A 20208-nucleotide genomic window follows, 5' to 3' on the forward strand; every position below is an offset into this window, starting at 1 on the left:
TGATTTATTATACAGCGCTTGTTCGACGAGGATTTTGAAATGCAAAACCATTTTGGGAAAGGGCTAAAAGCGGGCCTGACCGCCGAAAGCGCGTGGCCTGCTGCGCAAGTATCAGGCTATTGCAAAGAGTATTTACGGGGCTTTGTGCTGGGATTTGCACACACCCGGGCACAGATCACCGGTGATGATAACAATGCCGCATTCGAGGCGGGCGTTTTGTCGCGTAAATACAGTCTGGATAAAGATCTGGTGGCCGAGTTCTTTTCCGCCAGTGCGAAACATCCGTCCAGGGCATTTTTTCTGGTGGGCTACGAAGGCAAGCTGCAGGACAAGGACGATAATCAGCCGCAAAACCCGCTCAGCTAAACTGCCCCTCATACCCGTCAGCCATAAAAAACGGGAGCACCAGGCTCCCGTTATTCTGTTTCAGCGAACTGAAATTACATATTTGCGATCATGTCGGCGGCAAACTCGCTACATTTGCGCAGCTTAGCGCCTTCCATCAGACGTTCAAAATCGTAAGTCACAGTTTTGTTGGCGATAGCGCCTTCCATGCCTTTGACGATCAGGTCTGCGGCTTCGAACCATTCCATATGACGCAGCATCATTTCTGCGGACAGAATGATTGAGCCCGGGTTCACTTTGTCCTGACCGGCATATTTCGGTGCAGTACCGTGAGTGGCTTCGAACAGTGCGCAATCAGAACCGATGTTTGCGCCCGGTGCGATACCGATGCCGCCAACCTGCGCCGCCAGGGCGTCAGAGATGTAGTCACCGTTAAGGTTCATACACGCGATAACATCGTATTCAGCCGGACGCAGCAGGATTTGTTGCAGGAATGCATCAGCAATAACGTCTTTAATGATGATGTCTTTGCCGTTGTTCGGGTTCTTAATTTTCACCCAAGGCCCGCCGTCGATCAGCTCACCGCCGAACTCTTCACGCGCCAGCTGGTAGCCCCAATCCTTGAAGGCACCTTCGGTGAACTTCATGATGTTGCCTTTATGAACCAGCGTCAGGGAGTCACGATCATTGGTAATGGTGTATTCAATCGCCGCACGAACCAGACGTTTGGTGCCTTCTTCGGAGCAAGGTTTGATACCGATACCACATTCCTGTGGGAAACGGATTTTCTTCACGCCCATTTCGTCTTGCAGGAATTTGATGACTTTGTCCGCTTCAGCAGAACCGGCTTTCCACTCGATACCTGCGTAGATATCTTCGGAGTTCTCACGGAAGATCACCATGTCGGTATCTTCAGGACGTTTTACCGGGCTTGGTGTGCCGGTGTAATAACGAACCGGACGCAGACAGATGTACAGGTCGAGTTGCTGGCGAAGTGCCACGTTCAGGGAGCGAATGCCGCCGCCAACCGGAGTGGTCAGCGGGCCTTTGATGGCAACACGGTAATCACGGATCAGGTCGAGAGTTTCTTCTGGCAGCCATACGTCCTTGCCGTACAGTTCTACGGATTTCTCGCCGGTGTAGATTTCCATCCAGGAGATTTTACGCTCGCCTTTGTAGGCTTTCTGAACAGCCGCATCAACGACTTTGATCATGGCAGGCGTCACGTCAACACCGATACCATCACCTTCAATGAATGGGATAACAGGATTATTAGGAATGACCAGTTTACCCTGAGCGTCTACTGTAATCTTTTTACCTTCAGCCGGAACAACTACTTTGCTTTCCATTAACCTCTCCTTCGAGCGCATTTTTGTTAAAAATTTGTAAGATGCCGGTCGATATTACTCGAATATTTCTCGCTAGCCAATCCGAAACATTTTTCAAGTATAATGCGCTAATTCTCTCTAACTTCAATGCCTATGAACCCGCTATCTTTTAAAAATCACAACGTTAAACGTTTCAGCAAAAGGCCAGCCAAAGAACAATCTGCCCCAAAAGGGCCGGGAAAGGTGATTCTTTTCAATAAACCGTTTGATGTACTGCCACAATTCACTGATGAGGCGGGTCGGGCCACACTTAAAGATTACATTTCATTAACAGATGTTTATGCTGCCGGGCGCCTCGACCGGGACAGCGAAGGTTTACTGGTGCTGACCAACGATGGCAAACTGCAAGCTGCACTGACACAGCCAGGTAAACGCACCGGCAAGATTTACTACGTGCAGGTCGAGGGAGTGCCGGATACCGCCGCCGTCGAAGCATTGCGCCACGGTATCACGCTGAAAGATGGCCCCACCCTGCCCGCCGGTGCTGAAATTGTCGGTGAGCCGGAATGGCTCTGGCCGCGCAATCCGCCAATTCGCGAACGTAAAGCGATCCCGACGACCTGGCTGAAAATCACTTTGTACGAGGGAAGGAACCGTCAGGTTCGTCGCATGACGGCACATGTCGGGTTCCCGACGTTACGCCTGATCCGCTACAGCATGGGCGAATTTTCCCTCGGCGACTTACAACCCGGCCAATGGAAGGAGATCCCGCATGTATAAACCGCACGTCACCGTCGCCTGCGTCGTTCAGGCGCAGGGAAAGTTTCTGGTCGTTGAAGAAACCATTCACGGGAAAGTGACCTGGAATCAACCGGCTGGCCATCTCGAAGCTGACGAAACGCTGGTCAGCGCAGCAAAACGCGAGCTGTACGAAGAAACGGGTATTCACGCCGAACCGCAGTCTTTTCTCGGATTGCATCAGTGGCAGGCGCCGGACGGCACGCCGTTTCTGCGCTTCGCGTTTGTGATTGATTTACCGGAAATTCTGGACACCGCGCCACAGGATGACGATATCGATCAGTGCCGCTGGGTCAGTGCCGAAGACATTATCGGGTCGTCTCAGTTACGCTCACCGCTGGTGGCGGAAAGCATCCGCTGTTATCAGAAATCCCCGCGTTACCCTCTGGAAATTCTGCACAATTTTAATCTGCCGGAGTAAGCGCGCAGAAAAAGTCTTTCGCACCGGTTGTTGCCTCCTGTGAATCAGCAATGCAGCAACCGGCCTGACGTGATAAAATTTCGCGCTTCAGTATTTACGTAGTACCTCTCTGTTCGGGTTTCTGTGGTGTTTTTGTTGCGCGCGGCCTTCATCCTCGTGGGACAAGCATCAGAAAAACACCGTCAGTACCGGACAATTAATTCATGTGTTTCGGGACAATTATGTCTGACAACAGCCAGAAAAAAGTGATCGTCGGGATGTCCGGCGGTGTCGATTCCTCAGTCTCTGCGTACCTTCTGCAACAGCAGGGTTACCAGGTTGAGGGCCTCTTCATGAAAAATTGGGAAGAGGATGACGACGAAGAATATTGCACAGCAGCCACCGATCTTGCCGATGCGCAGGCCGTGTGTGACAAGCTGGGTATCGAACTGCACACCGTGAATTTCGCGGCGGAATATTGGGACAACGTGTTCGAATTATTCCTCGAGGAATATAAAGCCGGACGCACGCCAAACCCGGATATCCTGTGCAATAAAGAGATCAAATTCAAAGCCTTCCTGGAATTTGCCGCAGAAGATTTGGGCGCGGATTACATCGCGACCGGTCACTACGTGCGCCGCCAGGATATCGACGGCATCAGCCACCTGCTGCGCGGTGTCGATGGCAATAAAGATCAAAGCTATTTCCTCTACACGCTGGGTCATGAGCAGGTTGCACAGAGCCTGTTCCCGGTCGGTGAGCTGGAAAAACCGGAAGTGCGCCGCATTGCCGAAGAGCTCGATCTCATCACCGCGAAGAAAAAAGACTCCACCGGCATTTGTTTTATCGGTGAGCGTAAATTCCGCGATTTCCTTGGCCGCTATCTGCCGGCGCAGCCTGGCGTGATTAAAAGCGTTGATGGTCAGGTGATGGGGCAACATCAGGGGCTGATGTACCACACGCTCGGCCAGCGCAAAGGTCTGGGCATCGGCGGCCAGAAAGAAGGCAGCGAAGAGCCGTGGTACACCGTTGAAAAGGATGTGGAAAACAACATTCTGTACGTTGCTCAGGGCCATGAACATCCGCGTCTGATGTCCGTCGGGCTGATTGCGCAACAGCTTCACTGGGTTGATCGCAAACCGCTGACCGCACCGCTGACGTGCACCGTCAAAACCCGTTACCGTCAGGAAGACATTCCGTGCGTCGTCACACCGCTGGGCGAAGACCGCATTGAAGTGCGCTTTGACGCGCCGGTTGCTGCCGTCACACCGGGCCAGTCTGCCGTGTTTTACCTTGGCGAAATCTGCCTCGGCGGCGGCGTCATTGAACAGCGCCTGCCGCTTCAGGCCTGATACAGCGCCAACAGGTGTATGAAATCGGGACGCTTTCGGGCGTCCCGCTTTTTTTCTGCCCGCCTGTGACGATCTGCACTGATTCCGAACTGTGTTTAGGGTCAGTTTTATGGCATGATCTGTCGCCATTAGTTTGGGCTATCTTCTTTGTCACTGCGTCTCATCGTTTCAAAACGCTTACAGGAGTAAACGTGGCTAAAAATTATTATGACATTACGCTGGCGTTGGCGGGGATCTGTCAGGCAGCGCGCCTGGTCCAGCAACTTGCCCATGAAGGCAATTGCGCTCAGGAAGAAATGTCAGTGTCACTGCGCAGCCTGCTGGAGATGAATCCGGCATCCACGCTGGCGGTATACGGTAATAATGAAGCTAACTTGAAGATGGGGCTGGAAACGCTGCTGGGCGTGCTGAACGCCAACCGTCAGGGGCCGGGCGCTGAGTTAACGCGTTACGCATTAAGCCTGATGGTGCTTGAGCGTAAGCTCTACGCCAATAAAGCCGCCATGAATCAGCTCGGTGAACGTATCGATCAGCTCGACCGCCAGCTGGCGCATTTCGAGCTCGAATCCGACACGATGATTAGCTCGCTGGCCTCAATTTATGTCGACGTCGTCAGCCCGGCAGGCCCGCGCATTCAGGTCACCGGTTCACCGGCAATTTTGCAAAATCCGCAGGTTCAGGCGAAGGTCCGCGCCATTTTACTGGCTGGCATCCGTTCCGCCGTGCTGTGGCACCAGGTGGGCGGTGGACGCCTGCAACTGATGTTTTCCCGTAATCGCTTGTTTGAACAGGCGAAAAGTATTCTCGCTCATTGTTAATAAGACCCCAGGAGTTGCTACCGATGGAATTATCCTCACTGACCGCCGTTTCCCCCGTTGATGGACGCTACGGTGATAAAGTCAGCGCGCTGCGTACTATTTTCAGCGAATTTGGCCTGCTGAAATTCCGTGTGCAGGTTGAAGTACGTTGGCTGCAAAAACTGGCAGCCTGTGCAGAAATCAAGGAAGTTCCTGCTTTTGATGCCGACGCAAACGCTTTCCTCGACCAGTTAGTGGCCAATTTTGATGTGAATGACGCTCAGCGCATTAAAGACATCGAAAAAACCACCAACCATGACGTCAAAGCGGTTGAGTATTTCCTGAAAGAAAAAGTGGCCGGTATCCCTGCCCTTCACGCGGTGTCCGAGTTCATTCACTTTGCCTGTACGTCTGAAGACATCAACAACCTTTCCCACGCGCTGATGTTGCAAACCGCGCGTCAGGACGTGGTGCTGCCGTACTGGAAACAGATCATTGATGGGATTAAAGATCTGGCGCACAAACACCGTGACATTCCGCTGCTGTCGCGCACCCACGGTCAGCCTGCTACGCCATCTACTATCGGTAAAGAGCTGGCTAACGTCGCCTACCGTATGGCTCGCCAGTTCAGACAACTGCAAAACGTCGAAATCCTCGGCAAAATCAACGGTGCCGTTGGCAACTACAATGCCCACATCGTGGCGTACCCGGAAGTGGACTGGCATAAATTCAGCGAAGAGTTCGTGACTTCTCTGGGCATTAACTGGAACCCGTACACCACACAGATCGAGCCGCACGACTACATCGCTGAGCTGTTTGACTGCGTGGCGCGTTTCAACACTATCCTGATCGACTTCGACCGCGACATCTGGGGTTACATCGCCCTGAACCATTTCAAACAGCGCACTATTGCTGGCGAAATCGGTTCTTCTACCATGCCGCACAAAGTGAATCCGATTGACTTCGAAAACTCCGAAGGCAACCTTGGCTTGTCCAACGCGGTGTTGCAGCACCTGGCCAGCAAACTGCCGGTTTCCCGCTGGCAGCGTGACCTGACCGACTCCACCGTGCTACGCAACCTCGGCGTGGGTCTGGGTTATGCGCTGATTGCGTATCAGGCCACCCTGAAAGGCGTCAGCAAGCTGGAAGTGAACGAAGCAAATCTGGCGAACGAACTGGATCACAACTGGGAAGTGCTGGCGGAACCAATCCAGACCGTGATGCGTCGTTATGGCATCGAAAAGCCATACGAGAAGCTGAAAGAGCTGACCCGTGGTAAACGTGTTGATGCGGCAGGTATGCAGGCCTTTATCGATTCTCTGGAATTACCGGAAGAAGAGAAAGTCCGTCTGAAAGCCATGACGCCGGGCAATTACATTGGGCGCGCCACCACCATGGTTGATGAGCTGAAGTAAGTCTTTGCTCAGGCATTACATGTGGCCAATCTCAGGCGACCTCCGGGTCGCCTTTTTTTATGTGACTGCGGCGCGCAAAATGTCACTGCAAAAAATCTCTGTCCTTCTAAAATAGAGCCCATTCCCTCCGCATTGGAAGACCGACTTCATGAGCATGGACACCAACCAGCAGGTACTGGAAAAACTGAAAACCGATCTGGCTCAGGCGGGCACAATGCCCCTGTATTTGTGCTTTAACGAATCGGTGCGCCATGCACTGGAAACCGGAATTTTACAGGACGGCGACTTTCTGCCGAGCGAACGCCAGTTCACTGAAATTCTGGGCATTTCGCGTATCACCGTGCGAAAGGCGCTCGCCAGGCTGGAAGAAGACGGCCATATCGGGCGCTCGCGGGGTTACGGCACCTTTATCAAAAAAGCGACCGATGCCCGTCTGGCTTATTCGCTGGCCGGAGTGAAAGGGTTTTCCCGCGAAGTCATGCTTCAGGGGCGCAAGCCTGATACGCTGTGGATCAGCCGCGATCAGGTGCCCGCTTCGGCGCTGATTGCCAGCAAACTGGCGATCACCGAAAACACACCGGTCTACATGCTCAAACGTATTCACTACATTGATACGCGCCCGATGTCGGTAGCAGTTTCCTACGTCATCATGGACGCCATCCGCGACGTCGGGGAAATCGGCGTTTCGCTCTATGACTATTTCGGTCGCAATAATATTGAGCTCGGCGCGCTGCAAAGCCGCGTCAGTGCGGCGATGAGCGACGCGGAAACCTTGCAGGCATTGCAGCTGAAAGAGGCGATGCCACTGCTTATCATCAAACAAACGCTGTTCGACGGGCAAAACCGCCCGATTGAGTACAGCGAAAGTTTTTGCCGCAGTGACATGTACGAATTCGTCAGCGAAGACTGACTGTTTTCTAACTGACGCTGTCGAGTGAAGAAATCAGCTGCGACAGCGTTGGCGCACAATCTCCGCCTGGTTTTGAAACCACGTAAGCCGCCACACAGTTCGCCAGCATCATGCTTTGCCAGTGCGTCAGCCCCAGCGAAAGCCCGGCCAGTAAACCGGCGCAGTGGCTGTCGCCCGCCCCGATGCTGTCGGCCACGGTAATTTTCCGCGGCGCAATCCACCCGCAATCATCCGCTGAACCATAATAATAACTGCCTTGCTCGCCGCAGCGTAAAACCACCAGTTCACGGGTTTTCTCGTGCAACTGACGGCAGAAACTTTCTGCGTCACCAGCAAAACCGAGCATGGCCGCTTCGCGCTGATTCAGCGTCAGGATCACACCGGGGCGGATCAGACGTTCGACGCGCTCTTTGGGCATAACATCCAGACGCGGGCCAAAATCCACCAGCACGCGCACGGCGTCCGGTAAAGTATCGAGCCAGTCCGTCAGCACCGTGCCCTGCTTTGCGCCCAACTGATAACCGGAAACATACACCAGCCCGTTTTGCGGTGTTGCCTGCGCCAGCCATCCAGGCTGCCACTGATTTTCGATACCGTCGACGGAGATAAACGTGCGCTCGCCGTCGGGTTCCACCAGCGCCAGACACCAGCCGTTGTCCGCCCCTTTCACCTGCAAATCAGACACAATTTCGCGTGCAGCCATCTCCTTGCGCAGACGGTCGCTCCACATCCCTTCGCCGACGGGCAAAAGATTCTGGCTGTGAATCCCCAGCTGTTTCAGCCCCAGCGCGATATTCAGTGCGCAGCCGCCGAGATGAAACCCGGTCACATCGGCGGCAATGTCACCACCGCGCTCCGGCAACGTATCGGCGCGCGCAACCATATCCATCACGGCCGCACCGATGACGAGAACCGGCGATTGCTGGTGCCAGTCGCCCTGCGTCAGGGTCAGCAAAAGTTCACGGTGCGTCTGGCTCATCCAGCCTCCTGTGCATTGCGGCGAAAACGCTGAAATGCGTCGCTGTAGCGGGTCATGTCCTGCGGATTCACCCGTTTCAGTTCATCCAGCCACTCTTTTTTGAATGCTTCAATGCCGTTTAACGCACCGCAAATGGCCGTCGCCATCGCACCGATGGTATCGGTGTCGCCGCCAAGATTGGCGCATAAAATAGCGCATTGATTCGGGCAGGTTCCCGCCAGTTCCACCATCGCCAGCGCCGCAGGTACAGACTCAATGGTGCTGACGCCCGCCCCAACCCGCTGATACACCGCTTCCGATGCCTGTTCCGTGCCTTCGGCTTTCGCCACCGTATCAAACGCCAGTTCGATACGCGCCGCCAGCGACGCGCTGAACGTGGTGGATTCCCGTGTCTGTGCGTATTTAGCGATGTCCGGCAGCGCCAGACGGATTTCCGCCCAGCTCGCCCCTTCAATGGCGCGTGACACCGCCCAGGCAATCACCACCGCACCGGCAACGGCAATATCCGATTTGTGCGTCGGGCTGGAGGCCAGCCAGACCTGCTCACAGAAATGTTTTAGCGGAGCCGAAGGCAGCACGCAGCCCAGCGGAGAAACGCGCATTGCCGCGCCGTTAGTCACGCCGTTGTTTTCCAGTGCGCCGATCGCCACGCTTTTCTTCTGCTCCGCCAGCGCCAGCCTGGAACTCGGGCCAAGGATGTTTTTATTGAACGCATCGAAACTGTCGACCCAGCGGATAACGTTGCGGGCAATCAGTTCCGGCACCACTTTACCGTCGGCTTCCAGCAAAGCGTCGGCCAGCGCCAGCGCCATCGAGGTGTCGTCGGTAAACTGCGCGGCTTTGAAATAACAGGCCGCATTGTTTTCCGCCGGACCATCCAGAAAACGGTCGATCCAGCCGAAATGCTTTTTGACGCGCTCACGCGGCCACAGTTCCGACGGCATGCCCAGCGCATCGCCCAGCATTTGTCCGTACAACGCCCCGAGCATGCGGCTCTCAAGTCCTGGTTGTGTCATCGTTAAATCTCCCGATATAAAAATTGCGGCGGGCTGCCTGCCCGCCAGAAATGAAAATGTGTCGTTTAAGAAGAGGCGCTCAGGCTGACCGGCGTAATCGTTTTACTGCGTTCACGGAAGAACAGCAGGAACAGCAGCATCACGCCCGCCACCATAATCGCGCCGACGCCCCAGACAGCAAACCAGTCGAAGGTCATGCCATTTTTTGGCGCACTCAGCGCAAAGGTGGTCATCGCCCGGCCACCAAGCCAGTTACCGATAAAGCTGCCTAGTCCCTGACAAATCAGCGTGATCAGACCCTGCGCGGCGGTGCGCATATGCGGCGGCGCTTTTTTATCGACGTAGATATAGCCGGTGACGAAATAGAAATCGTAACTGACGCCGTGCAGCAAAATGCCGAGGAATAGCATGCTGTAGGCCCAGACGTCAGCCGTGCCGCCGTAGATGAAGAAGACGTAACGGATGGCGGCGGTGATGAAGCCCAGCATCAGCACTTTTTTGATGCCAAAGCGTTTAAGCAGGAACGGCAGCGCCAGCATTGCAAAGATTTCCGACACCTGCCCGAGCGTCATCCAGCCGGTAGCATTTGGCAAGCCAACCTGTGTCAGATAGCCGTTGGCAAACTGGTAATAGAACGCCAGCGGCATGCAAAACAGAAATGAACATAAGGCGAAAATGGCGAACGACCGGTCTTTCAGCAAACCCAGCGCATTCAGGCCAAACAGGGCTTTGATGTCCACCGGCCCTTTGCCTTTTGCCGGTGTATCCGGCAGCCAGAAGCTGTAAATCCCCAGTGCAAATGATGCAATCGCCGTGATCCACAGCGGCTGGCTGGTATCAGAAATATTGCCCATGCCAAGCATCGGCGGCAGTACAAAACCAATCACCAGACCGGATGCAATCCACCCCAGCGTGCCGAGCACACGAATACGCGGGAAATCCTTTTCGGTGTCATTGATGTTGGCGAACGCAATGCTGTTGGTCAGTGCGACCGTCGGCATATAAGTAATCGCGTACACCACCAGCAGCGGGAAGAACGTCGAAAATTCGGTTTGCAGCGCGATGAATCCCATCAGCACGCCACCGGCCAGCAACAGCCAGGCCAGAACTTTTTGCGCAGCAAAGTAGCGGTCAGCGATGACCCCGACCAGCACCGGCGAGAGAATGGCGGCAATCGCGGTACTGCTGTAAGACCATGCTATTTCCGACGGACTAAAACCTAATTTATTGAGGTATTGCCAGAGCGGCACAAACCAGGCGCCCCAGATAAACCACTCAATAAACATCATAACGGACAGCTTCAGATGGGTACGTTTCATTATTATATCCTTGCTGAGTAAGGGATCCGCGCGGTGCCCTGGCACCGGAAGCAACGGATGAAATCAGGCATTCAAGATACCTTTAAAATACCTTAATGATACCTTTGATATTAATCAGCGATCTGCCTCACAATTTATGTTTCTCCCGGCTCAGGGCGTTTATAATTCGTTTATGTTTTGTTGAGGTTTCTCTACCCGGCGTTGAGCTAGGGTTGATTAAAATATTTCAGGATCATTTAGACTTAAGCGCATCAAATTAGTCATCATTTTCCGCGTACTGAGAACAAGGAATCACCATGCGAATTTTAGTCATTGAAGATAACGCACTGCTACGCCACCACCTCTCGGTACAACTGCGGGAAATGGGTCATCAGGTTGATGCAGCGGAAGACGCCAAAGAGGCGGATTACTTCCTCCACGAACATGCGCCTGATATCGCGATTGTCGATCTCGGTCTGCCGGGCGAAGACGGCCTGAGCCTGATCCGCCGCTGGCGTAGTCATCAGACCAATCTGCCGATTCTGGTGCTGACCGCCCGTGAAAGCTGGCAGGACAAAGTCGCGGTGCTGGAAGCCGGTGCCGACGATTACGTGACCAAACCTTTCCACCTCGAAGAAGTGCTGGCCCGCATGCAGGCGCTGATGCGCCGTAACAGCGGTCTGGCCTCGCAGGTCATCACCCTTCAGCCGTTCCAGATTGACCTGTCGCGTCGCGAGCTGACCGTCAACGAGCAGCCGATCAAACTGACCGCTTTCGAATACACCATTATTGAAACCCTGATCCGCAACGCCGGTAAAGTCGTCAGCAAAGATTCCCTGATGCTTCAGCTTTACCCGGACGCCGAGCTGCGCGAAAGCCACACCGTCGACGTGCTGATGGGACGCCTGCGTAAAAAGCTGCAAGCCGAACATCCGGTTGATGTTATTACCACCGTGCGCGGCCAGGGTTATCGTTTCGATATCCGCCCATAATTGTCTGTTTTCCCTTCAAAAGGACGCGCCATGAAAGGACGTACCAAGAACCCTTTTTCTCTTCGCGTCCGCTTTATGATGGCGACCGCTGCGGTCGTGCTCGCACTGTCACTGGCTTACGGGCTGGTGGCGGTGGTGGGTTATATGGTGAGTTTCGACAAAACGGCTTACCGCCTCCTGCGCGGTGAAAGTAACTTATTCTTCAGTCTGGCGCAGTGGCGTGACAACAAACTGAGCATTAACGTGCCGCCCGATCTGGATCTTAATTCCCCAACGTTGGTGTTTATTTACGACGGCGAGGGCAATCTGCTGTGGGCAGAACGCCGGATCCCCGAACTCGAAGCGCATATCGATAAAGCCTGGATGAATAAACCGGGCTTTTATGAACTGGATACCGATACGCAAATCAGCAGCGAAGTGCTGGGCAATAACCCGAAAGCACAGGACAAGCTGAAAAGTTACGACGACACCGACGCCAACGCGATGACCCACTCCATTGCAGTCAACACCTACAACGCCACGTCGCGTTTACCGGCACTCAATATCGTGGTGGTCGATACGATTCCGCAGGAATTACAGCGTTCAGATCTGGTCTGGGAATGGTTCAGCTATGTGCTGCTGGCGAACCTTTTGCTGGTGGTTCCGCTGCTGTGGCTGGCAGCGTACTGGAGCCTGCGGCCAATCAAACAGCTGATTCATCAGGTCGCCGAGCTGGAGACTCATGAGCGTGAATCACTCGATGAAAATCCTCCGCGGGAATTGCGCGGGCTGGTGCGAAACCTCAATATTTTGCTGCACGGCGAGCGCGGACGATATGACCGTTACCGCACCACGCTGGCCGATCTGACACACAGTCTGAAAACGCCGCTGGCGGTGTTGCAGTCCACGCTGCGCGCGCTGCGAAATGGCAAACAGATGACCATCGAAGAAGCCGAGCCGGTCATGCTGGAACAAATCAGCCGCATTTCTCAGCAGATTGGCTATTACCTGCACCGCGCCACGCTGCGCTCGGAACAGAATTTACTGATCCGCGAAGTGCATTCCGTACCCGCAATTCTTGACGGATTATGTTCTGCCCTCAACAAAGTTTATCAGCGCAAAGGCGTGGTGATTACGGTCGATATCTCGCCGGAAATTACCTTTGTCGGCGAGAAAAATGACTTCATGGAAGTCATGGGCAACGTCATCGATAACGCCTGTAAATACTGCCTTGAGTTCGTGGAAATCAGCGCCGTTCATACCGAGAACGAACTGGTGATATTGATTGAAGACGACGGCCCCGGCATTCCGGAAAGCAAGCGTGAAGTCATCTTCCAGCGCGGCCAGCGTGCTGATACCTTACGTCCGGGACAAGGTCTGGGGCTTTCACTGGCCAACGACATTATCGAGCAATACGACGGTAAAATTGTCATCGGCGACAGTCCGCTTGGCGGCGCCAGTATGCGTGTCTGCTTCGGCCTGCAACAAGGCATCGAACTCGAGTAACCTTTACCCGACCATTTCGCCAGCACATTTCGACGCAATCTTAACCATAGTGCGAAATTTGCTGGCAATTGCCCAACTCAGCCGCAACACCTTCCGTTATAATCATTTACAGACCGTCCTCTTCTTTATCCACCCTCCATTTAATGCAAGGGAAATACTATGGATTACCAACTCGACCTCGACTGGAACGATTTCCTTCAGCGTTACTGGCAAAAACGTCCTGTCGTGTTAAAACGCGGCTTTAAAAATTTCGTCGATCCTATCTCGCCTGACGAACTGGCAGGACTGGCGATGGAAAATGAGGTGGACAGCCGTCTGGTGAGTAATCACGACGGTAAATGGAACGTCAGCCACGGGCCATTTGAAAGCTACGATCATCTGGGAGAAAACGGCTGGTCAGTGCTGGTTCAGGCGGTTGATCACTGGCACGAGCCATCTTCCCACCTGATGACACCCTTCCGCCATATTCCTGACTGGCGGATGGATGATCTGATGATTTCCTTCTCTGTTCCCGGCGGCGGCGTTGGCCCGCATCTGGATCAGTACGACGTCTTTATCATTCAGGGTACGGGCCGTCGCCGCTGGCGCGTGGGCGAGAAAGTCGCCATGAAACAGCATTGCCCGCATCCTGATCTTCTTCAGGTTGAGCCGTTTGAAGCTATTATCGATGAAGAACTGGAACCGGGCGATATCGTATATATTCCGCCGGGTTTCCCGCACGACGGCTATTCACTGGAAAATTCCCTCAACTATTCTGTCGGATTCCGCGCGCCAAATGCGCGTGAAATGGTCAGCGGTTTCGCCGACTTCGTGCTTTCCCGTGAACTGGGCAGTCACCGTTACAGCGATCCGGAACTGACTGAACGTGAACATCCGGCGGAAATTCAGCCTGCCGAACTGGATAAACTGCGCGGCATGATGCTGGATCTGATTGGCAACCCGACGCACTTCAACAGCTGGTTTGGTGAGTTTATTTCCCAGTCGCGCCACGAGCTGGATCTGGCCCCGCCGGAACCGCCATATCAGGCCGGTGAAATTTACGAACTGCTCGACTCCGGCGAAACGCTGGAACGTCTGGGCGGGCTGCGCGTATTGCGCGTCGGCGATGTTTGTTATGTCAACGGTGAAGCGATGACTACCGAACATATCGGTGCGGTGGACGCGATTGCCCGCCACAAAACCGTGACCAAAGAAATGCTCGGTGATGCGCTGGATGACCCGTCATTCCTGGCGTTACTTTCCGCGCTGGTGAACAGCGGCTACTGGTACTTTAACGATTAACCGTCGCGGCTGATTCAAATACAAAAGGGGCAATGTCATCAGACATCGCCCCTTTTTTTGCCGCCAGTTTTACCCGATTTTTGTTTGCGGGATTTTTAGTGTTTCAGCGCTTCTTTCGCCGTTAACTCGGCGATACGCATGATCACGGATACCGCTTTTTCCATGCCTTCCAGCGTCACAAACTCATGTTTGCCGTGGAAGTTATAGCCGCCGGTAAAAATGTTCGGGCACGGTAAGCCGCGGAAAGATAACTGCGCGCCGTCGGTTCCGCCGCGGATCGGCTTCATGATCGGTTCAATATCGCAGTCTTTCATCGCCTGCTGCGCCAGCGCAATAATGTGCGGATGCTGGGCCACTTTCTCGCGCATGTTGTAGTAGTGATCGTCGAGCGTCACTTCGATATAGCAATCACGATGCAACCCTTTGCCGACCACATGGGCGATATCAATAATTTTTTGCTTACGGGCTTCGAACTGCGTTTTATCGAAATCACGGATGATGTAGTGCATTTCCGCACGTTCAACGTTGCCCTTGATGGTGGTCAGGTGATAGAAACCTTCGTAACCATCAGTATGTTCAGGTGTTTCTTCCACCGGCAGTTCATTGTGGAAACGCGTCGCCAGTGACAAGGCATTCACCATCACGCCTTTCGCGCTGCCAGGGTGAACGTTGTTGCCGACAATCTTAATGGTCGCCGAGGCGGCATTAAAGTTTTCAAACTCCAGCTCACCCACGCCACCGCCGTCCACGGTATACGCCCATTCCGCGCCAAAGGCCGGAATATCAAAACTCTGCGCGCCCTTGCCGATTTCTTCATCCGGCGTAAAGGCAATACGCACCGGACCGTGCGCGATATTGCTGTTTTTCAGCCGCACCATCGCGGTAATAATTTCGGCAATGCCAGACTTATCGTCAGACCCCAGCAGCGTTTTGCCATCGGTGGTAATGATCGTATGGCCAAGCAACTGGTGCAGAACCGGGAACATCACCGGAGATAAAATTTCATCGCCATTTCCCAGTGCAATATCGCCACCACGGTAATTTTCCACAATCTGCGGATTAACGTGTTTCGCGGTGAAATCGGGGGCGGTATCCAGATGAGAGATGAAGCCAATGACCGGCACTTTCCAGGCCACATTGCCCGGTAACGTCGCCATCACACAGCCTTTATCGCTGAGCGTAACTTGTGAAAATCCCAGTTCAGTCAGTTCATTACGCAGTGCCTGCGCCAGCTTCAGCTGACCGTCGGTGCTCGGCGTATGTTTAACATTGGGCTTAGATTGGGTATCGAAAGAAACATAATTCAGAAAACGATCAAGCAACTTATCCATATAGGTATCCTCTGGCGGCTGGGTTTTATTATGCGCAGCATGAAAACCGTGAATATTGCGTCAGGTCATTTTTCACCAAGTTTAACGGGATAACTCTTCGGGGCGGGCGCAATTTTAGCGATAAAGATGAATAACGCTTAAGTTACCGGCGTTGCAACTGGCGATGAACTCCCGATGAATACGGGAAACAGGCATCGCCAGTTCGGCTGCAACGTCAGTTCTGGCGGGTTTATTACCAGGCTTCATCTTTTTTGGTCAGGAATTTATGCACAAATTCGGGCACCACTTCACTTGCCAGCCCGTAATGCTTCATGTCGAATTCACTTTCAACCTGGCTCGGTTCCAGATTCAGCTCAACGGCACAGGCACCGCCAATCCGTGCTTCATGTACAAATCCGGCAGCCGGATAAACATGCCCGGACGTGCCGATAGCCACAAAGAAATCAGCTTTCGCCAGCGCGTCATAAATTTCGTCCATGCCCAGCGGCATTTCGCCAAACCAGACAATGTGCGGACGCAGCGGCGCAGGAAACTGGCAGCAATGGCACCGGTCATCGACGGTTAAATCGCCCGGCCAGTCCAGAATCTGCCCTGACTGCGTACAGCGCACTTTCAGCAATTCGCCGTGCATGTGGATCACGCGGGAGCTGCCTGCGCGTTCATGCAGGTTGTCGATATTCTGTGTCACCAGCAGGAAGTTATCGCCGAGCGCTTCTTCCAGCGTCGCCAGCGCATAGTGCGCGGCGTTCGGTTTGAGATCTTCCGACTGCAACTGGCGGCGGCGTTCATTATAAAAACGCTGCACCAGTTCCGGATCACGGCGATACCCTTCCGGCGTAGCCACATCTTCCACGCGGTGTTCTTCCCACAAACCATCGGCGGCGCGGAAAGTGCGGATCCCCGATTCAGCGGAAATCCCGGCACCGGTCAGCACCACCACAAACGGCTTTTTCAGTGAAGCTGCCGCCATTGAATCACGGTGGAAAATATTCGACCGGAAACGCTGATGCCGGATACGTTTGTTTTTGCGAAACCGACACAGACGATGACGTGTGCGCATAAAGTGCTCCTTACTCTCTGTGTCTGAAAGATTGTGTTGCGTAAACCATGGTTACTGGCCGCCGCTGAGTACGCGGGCGGGATCAATACGGCTGGCGCGGCGTGCCGGATACCAGCTCGCCAGCAAACTCAGCACCAGCGCGGTTAACAGTACGCCGCCGACGTCCAGCCAGTGAACTTCAGAAGGCAGGAAGTCGATGAAATAAATGTCCCCGGACAGGAACTGATGGCCGGTAAGTTTCTGCAAACCGTTGACGATATTGGTGAGCTGGAACGACGCAATCACACCAATTACCACGCCCGCGACGCTGCCGACCAGCCCCGCCAGTAAACCGTACCAGATGAAGACAGCGCGGATAAGCCCATCTTTCGCGCCCAGTGTGCGCAAAATCGCAATATCGCTGCTTTTATCTTTTACCGCCATCACCAGCGTCGACACGATGTTGAAGCAGGCCACGCCGATCACCAGTACCATCGCCATGTACATAATGGCGCGGACCATCTGGATATCGCGGTACATGTAGCCGTAAGTACCAATCCAGCTACTAATGTAGACGTAAGCGTGGGTGACTTCACCGGCGTCGTGCACCAGTTTTTGTGCGGCAAAGACATCATTCACTTTGATATCAATGCCCGTTACGCTGGTTCCCATATCCTGATATTGCTGCGCATCGGCCAGCGGCACCATGCCGAGACTGTGATCAAGCTGTCCGCTGAGTTGTAATATCCCGGCGACCTGTAAACGGATGCGTTTTGGCTGCAACAGTTTCATTTCAGGGTCACTGTTAGGGATCATCACGGTCACCCAGTCACCCTGTTTTACCCCTACCGCGTCCGCCACGCCCTTGCCGAGGATCAGCTGTTGCTGCCCGGCTTTAAAGTTTTGCCAGGCGTTATTCTGCACAAATTTCGGCGCGGCGCTGACACGCGGTTCGCTCTGCGGATCCACGCCTTTCAGCTGGATTGCACGCAGTTTGGCACCGTGTTCAATCAGTCCGTTGAACTGAATGTACGGCGCAGCGGCCACAATTCCCGGCACTTTTTCAACACGGTCGAGCACGCCCTGCCAGTCGTTAAACGGCTGATTCACCGGACGGATTTCACCGTGCGGCACGACGGCCAGCACACGCTCTTTCAGCTCGCGCTCAAAGCCGTTCATCGCACTCAGCCCGACGATCAGCACGGCCACGCCCAGCGCGATACCCAACGTTGAAATCACTGAAATCAGTGAAACCATGCCGCTGCGACGACGGCCACGGCTGAACCGCAGGCCAATCAGTAAAGAAAATGGAATGCCTGACATTACTTCGCTCCCAGCAACATCGAATCCTGCTGCAGCTTGCCGTCACGCATTTCCAGCTGACGTGTCAGACGGTTCGCCAGATGCAAATCATGCGTCACTACCAGAAATGCCGTGCCCTGACGCACATTCAGCTCACCCAGCAGTTCAAAAATACTGTCGGCGTTGCGCTGATCCAGGTTACCGGTCGGTTCATCCGCCAGCACCAGAGAAGGATTATTGACCAATGCGCGGGCAATCGCCACACGCTGACGTTCGCCGCCGGAAAGCTCAGAAGGACGGTGATTGCTGCGATGTTGTAAACCCACGGCTTCCAGCATCGCCATCGCGCGTTCCTGCACTTCAGCAGATTTCTTTTTGCCGATCAGCAGCGGCATCGCCACGTTTTCCAGCGCGGTGAAATCCGGCAGCAAATGGTGAAACTGATAAATGAAGCCCAGTTCGCGGTTGCGCAGTTCTGATTTCGCCGAAGAAGACATCGCGTTCAGCGACTTGCCTTTAAAAATCACTTCGCCAGACGTCGGGGAATCCAGGCCACCCAGCAAATGCAGCAACGTACTTTTGCCGGAACCGGACGTCCCGACAATCGCCATCATCTCACCCGGTTGCATCGCGAAACTCACGTCACGCAATACATCGGTGTGCATTTTGCCTTCCTGATAAGTCTTACAGAGGTTGTCACACTGCAATAATAAAGAATTACTCATAACGTAAAGCCTCTGCGGGGTGGGTGGCAGCAGCGCGCCAGGAAGGGTAAAGCGTTGACAATAAAGCGATAGCCATCGCAACAATCGCGATGACCACCACCTGAACCGGTTCAATATCGACCGGCAGCGAACCGCCATCCAGCATTAGACCGAGGGCTGGCATAATCGAGTTGAGCTGCGTGGCGAGCAGCACGCCGAGCAAGGCACCGAGCAGTGCGCCAATCACACCGGCACTCGCGCCCTGCACCATAAACAGCGCCATAATCTGGCGGCGGCTCAGGCCCTGCGTTTGTAAAATCGCCACTTCGGCCTGTTTCTCCATCACCAGCAAACCCAGCGACGTAATAATGTTAAACGCGGCAACGGCAACAATCAGGCTGAGCAGCAGGCCCATCATATTTTTTTCCATGCGCACGGCCTGAAACAGCTCGCCGCGGCGCTCGCGCCAGTCTTTCCAGCTGGCACCGTCCGGCAGTTTTTGCTGGCTCAGGGTATCGACGTCCAGCGGTTTATCGAGGAATAAACGCCAGCCTGTGACGTTACCTTTCGGGTACAACATCAGCCGCGATGCGTCCTGAATATTGACCAGCATCTGGTAACCATCGACTTCGCTGTTGGCGGAAAAAGTTCCGATCACAGTAAACAGGCGCTGGCTTGGCACACGCCCGACCGGTGTGAACTGGCTGACGCTGGTCACCATCAGACGCAACTGATCGCCCCGACGGACTTTAAGCTGTTGTGCCAGCTGGTCACCGAGGATGATGTTGTATTTGCCCGGTTGCAGTTCCTGCTGGGCGACGCCAATCAGGTATTTCGCCAGCGGATCTTTCTGGTCAGGATCGACGCCGAGCATGACGCCCACTGCCACGCTGCCGGGGCTTTGCAGCACCACATCACCGGTGGTCAGCGGCACGGCGCGGTTCACGCTTTTCAGCGCGGAAACCTGATCGTGGGTGATTTTCTGCGGGTCGACTGAACCGTTCGGTGCCGTGATCAGCGCCTGAGGCATCAGACCCAGAATGTTACCTTCCAGATCCTTCTCAAAACCGTTCATCACTGACAAGACGGTTACCAGCGCCATCACCCCGAGAGTGATGCCAATGGTGGATAACCAGGAGACAAACCGCCCAAAGCGGTCCGAAGCACGCCCGCGCATGTAGCGCAGGCCTATAAATAACGCGACAGGTTGATACATGACTTCCGTTTTAAGTGCTTGGCCGCAAATAAGTGCATGGCGCAGACTAAAGTGATCAAGGATAATAAAGGCTAGCACCGCTTTATGGAACCACTAACCCAAAGTAATCGGTTTAAGTTTGTGACGCCGTTGACCATTTTATACAGACAACGGGTTGACCCCGGTTACCCCTGCAAAGCAAGATACGGTCTGCTAATTGGCCTCCGACAGCCGCCAAAAA

The 20208-nt window shown here is 54.2% G+C and carries 19 protein-coding genes; 10 read left to right on the forward strand and 9 right to left on the reverse strand.

From position 1 onward, the window contains the following. Nucleotides 1–39 precede the first annotated feature (39 nt). Nucleotides 40–366: a DUF2623 family protein gene (locus M2403_RS02330; RefSeq protein WP_152325635.1), complete on the forward strand. Its 327-nt coding sequence runs from the start codon at nucleotides 40–42 to the stop codon at nucleotides 364–366. 74 nt (nucleotides 367–440) lie between these two features. Here the strand turns inward: M2403_RS02330 and icd are convergent, their stop codons facing one another. After that, nucleotides 441–1694: an NADP-dependent isocitrate dehydrogenase gene (icd, locus tag M2403_RS02335; RefSeq protein ID WP_259228502.1), complete on the reverse strand. Its 1254-nt coding sequence runs from the start codon at nucleotides 1692–1694 to the stop codon at nucleotides 441–443. Nucleotides 1695–1826: 132 nt separating this feature from the next. On the opposite strand from icd, the gene rluE reads away from it, so the two are divergent. The 6 genes from rluE (at nucleotide 1827) to M2403_RS02365 (ending at nucleotide 7345) form a co-directional block, all read left to right on the forward strand. After that, a complete protein-coding gene (gene rluE, locus M2403_RS02340) occupies nucleotides 1827–2453 on the forward strand; it encodes a 23S rRNA pseudouridine(2457) synthase RluE (protein WP_217152307.1) in 627 nt (208 codons plus the stop codon). Further along, entirely contained in the window at nucleotides 2446–2892 is a 447-nt protein-coding gene (locus M2403_RS02345) for an NUDIX hydrolase (RefSeq protein ID WP_259228503.1), read from the forward strand. Before rluE ends, M2403_RS02345 begins: the two co-directional genes overlap by 8 nt. A 221-nt stretch (nucleotides 2893–3113) precedes the next feature. Further along, a complete protein-coding gene (gene mnmA, locus M2403_RS02350; protein ID WP_195822875.1) occupies nucleotides 3114–4223 on the forward strand; it encodes a tRNA 2-thiouridine(34) synthase MnmA in 1110 nt (369 codons plus the stop codon). A 191-nt stretch (nucleotides 4224–4414) separates the two neighbouring features. Then, entirely contained in the window at nucleotides 4415–5041 is a 627-nt protein-coding gene (gene hflD, locus M2403_RS02355) for a high frequency lysogenization protein HflD (RefSeq protein WP_165059645.1), read from the forward strand. Between the two features lie 23 nt (nucleotides 5042–5064). After that, nucleotides 5065–6435 (forward strand): adenylosuccinate lyase, encoded by a 1371-nt coding sequence (purB, locus tag M2403_RS02360; RefSeq protein WP_217152306.1) that lies wholly within the window; start codon nucleotides 5065–5067, stop codon nucleotides 6433–6435. 148 nt (nucleotides 6436–6583) lie between these two features. Beyond that, a complete protein-coding gene (locus tag M2403_RS02365; protein ID WP_152325630.1) occupies nucleotides 6584–7345 on the forward strand; it encodes a GntR family transcriptional regulator in 762 nt (253 codons plus the stop codon). Between the two features lie 7 nt (nucleotides 7346–7352). Here M2403_RS02365 and M2403_RS02370 read toward each other — a convergent pair whose 3' ends face one another. The 3 genes from M2403_RS02370 to M2403_RS02380 all read right to left on the reverse strand — a co-directional run bounded on the left by M2403_RS02370 (nucleotide 7353) and on the right by M2403_RS02380 (nucleotide 10659). Next, entirely contained in the window at nucleotides 7353–8324 is a 972-nt protein-coding gene (locus M2403_RS02370; RefSeq protein ID WP_259228504.1) for a PfkB family carbohydrate kinase, read from the reverse strand. Further along, nucleotides 8321–9340 (reverse strand): ADP-ribosylglycohydrolase family protein, encoded by a 1020-nt coding sequence (locus M2403_RS02375; RefSeq protein WP_259228505.1) that lies wholly within the window; start codon nucleotides 9338–9340, stop codon nucleotides 8321–8323. Before M2403_RS02375 ends, M2403_RS02370 begins: the two co-directional genes overlap by 4 nt. Before the next feature lie 65 nt (nucleotides 9341–9405). Further along, entirely contained in the window at nucleotides 9406–10659 is a 1254-nt protein-coding gene (locus M2403_RS02380) for a nucleoside permease (protein WP_259228506.1), read from the reverse strand. A 296-nt stretch (nucleotides 10660–10955) separates the two neighbouring features. Here M2403_RS02380 and phoP point away from each other — a divergent pair, with 296 nt between their 5' ends. From phoP to M2403_RS02395, 3 genes are all read left to right on the forward strand, one after another. Continuing rightward, complete coding sequence (phoP, locus tag M2403_RS02385) at nucleotides 10956–11630, forward strand: two-component system response regulator PhoP (RefSeq protein ID WP_095921366.1); 675 nt, start codon at nucleotides 10956–10958, stop codon at nucleotides 11628–11630. 30 nt (nucleotides 11631–11660) lie between these two features. Next, entirely contained in the window at nucleotides 11661–13115 is a 1455-nt protein-coding gene (phoQ, locus tag M2403_RS02390) for a two-component system sensor histidine kinase PhoQ (protein ID WP_152325626.1), read from the forward strand. A 159-nt stretch (nucleotides 13116–13274) separates the two neighbouring features. Continuing rightward, nucleotides 13275–14396 carry a cupin domain-containing protein gene (locus M2403_RS02395; protein ID WP_152325625.1) on the forward strand — a complete coding sequence of 374 codons (1122 nt, stop codon included), beginning with the start codon at nucleotides 13275–13277 and terminating at the stop codon, nucleotides 14394–14396. A gap of 95 nt (nucleotides 14397–14491) precedes the next feature. Here M2403_RS02395 and pepT read toward each other — a convergent pair whose 3' ends face one another. The 5 genes from pepT to lolC form a co-directional block, all read right to left on the reverse strand. Continuing rightward, entirely contained in the window at nucleotides 14492–15727 is a 1236-nt protein-coding gene (gene pepT / locus M2403_RS02400) for a peptidase T (RefSeq protein WP_152325624.1), read from the reverse strand. A gap of 232 nt (nucleotides 15728–15959) precedes the next feature. Beyond that, the gene (cobB, locus tag M2403_RS02405; RefSeq protein WP_152325623.1) at nucleotides 15960–16787 is read right to left on the reverse strand and encodes a Sir2 family NAD+-dependent deacetylase; all 828 of its coding nucleotides are present in this window, start codon (nucleotides 16785–16787) and stop codon (nucleotides 15960–15962) included. A gap of 51 nt (nucleotides 16788–16838) precedes the next feature. After that, a complete protein-coding gene (lolE, locus tag M2403_RS02410) occupies nucleotides 16839–18089 on the reverse strand; it encodes a lipoprotein-releasing ABC transporter permease subunit LolE (RefSeq protein WP_152325622.1) in 1251 nt (416 codons plus the stop codon). Beyond that, complete coding sequence (lolD, locus tag M2403_RS02415; RefSeq protein ID WP_152325621.1) at nucleotides 18089–18793, reverse strand: lipoprotein-releasing ABC transporter ATP-binding protein LolD; 705 nt, start codon at nucleotides 18791–18793, stop codon at nucleotides 18089–18091. The genes lolE and lolD overlap by 1 nt, the downstream gene beginning before the upstream one ends. Then, complete coding sequence (gene lolC / locus M2403_RS02420; RefSeq protein ID WP_165059640.1) at nucleotides 18786–19988, reverse strand: lipoprotein-releasing ABC transporter permease subunit LolC; 1203 nt, start codon at nucleotides 19986–19988, stop codon at nucleotides 18786–18788. The genes lolD and lolC overlap by 8 nt, the downstream gene beginning before the upstream one ends. Nucleotides 19989–20208: the final 220 nt, after the last annotated feature.

Source organism: Rahnella sp. BIGb0603 (genome assembly GCF_024808755.1).
GTDB classification, from domain to species: Bacteria; Pseudomonadota; Gammaproteobacteria; order Enterobacterales; family Enterobacteriaceae; genus Rahnella; species Rahnella contaminans.

Bases quoted from the DNA above. Each gene is read 5' to 3' on its own strand.
- M2403_RS02345 (WP_259228503.1), top strand. From the start codon at position 2,446: ATGTATAAACCGCACGTCACCGTCGCCTGCGTCGTTCAGGCGCAGGGA.
- cobB (WP_152325623.1), bottom strand. From the start codon at position 16,787: ATGCGCACACGTCATCGTCTGTGTCGGTTTCGCAAAAACAAACGTATC.
- lolC (WP_165059640.1), bottom strand. From the start codon at position 19,988: ATGTATCAACCTGTCGCGTTATTTATAGGCCTGCGCTACATGCGCGGG.
- purB (WP_217152306.1), top strand. From the start codon at position 5,065: ATGGAATTATCCTCACTGACCGCCGTTTCCCCCGTTGATGGACGCTAC.
- pepT (WP_152325624.1), bottom strand. From the start codon at position 15,727: ATGGATAAGTTGCTTGATCGTTTTCTGAATTATGTTTCTTTCGATACC.
- lolD (WP_152325621.1), bottom strand. From the start codon at position 18,793: ATGAGTAATTCTTTATTATTGCAGTGTGACAACCTCTGTAAGACTTAT.
- M2403_RS02375 (WP_259228505.1), bottom strand. From the start codon at position 9,340: ATGACACAACCAGGACTTGAGAGCCGCATGCTCGGGGCGTTGTACGGA.
- M2403_RS02395 (WP_152325625.1), top strand. From the start codon at position 13,275: ATGGATTACCAACTCGACCTCGACTGGAACGATTTCCTTCAGCGTTAC.
- phoP (WP_095921366.1), top strand. From the start codon at position 10,956: ATGCGAATTTTAGTCATTGAAGATAACGCACTGCTACGCCACCACCTC.
- phoQ (WP_152325626.1), top strand. From the start codon at position 11,661: ATGAAAGGACGTACCAAGAACCCTTTTTCTCTTCGCGTCCGCTTTATG.
- lolE (WP_152325622.1), bottom strand. From the start codon at position 18,089: ATGTCAGGCATTCCATTTTCTTTACTGATTGGCCTGCGGTTCAGCCGT.
- M2403_RS02380 (WP_259228506.1), bottom strand. From the start codon at position 10,659: ATGAAACGTACCCATCTGAAGCTGTCCGTTATGATGTTTATTGAGTGG.
- icd (WP_259228502.1), bottom strand. From the start codon at position 1,694: ATGGAAAGCAAAGTAGTTGTTCCGGCTGAAGGTAAAAAGATTACAGTA.
- M2403_RS02370 (WP_259228504.1), bottom strand. From the start codon at position 8,324: ATGAGCCAGACGCACCGTGAACTTTTGCTGACCCTGACGCAGGGCGAC.
- mnmA (WP_195822875.1), top strand. From the start codon at position 3,114: ATGTCTGACAACAGCCAGAAAAAAGTGATCGTCGGGATGTCCGGCGGT.
- M2403_RS02365 (WP_152325630.1), top strand. From the start codon at position 6,584: ATGAGCATGGACACCAACCAGCAGGTACTGGAAAAACTGAAAACCGAT.
- M2403_RS02330 (WP_152325635.1), top strand. From the start codon at position 40: ATGCAAAACCATTTTGGGAAAGGGCTAAAAGCGGGCCTGACCGCCGAA.
- rluE (WP_217152307.1), top strand. From the start codon at position 1,827: ATGAACCCGCTATCTTTTAAAAATCACAACGTTAAACGTTTCAGCAAA.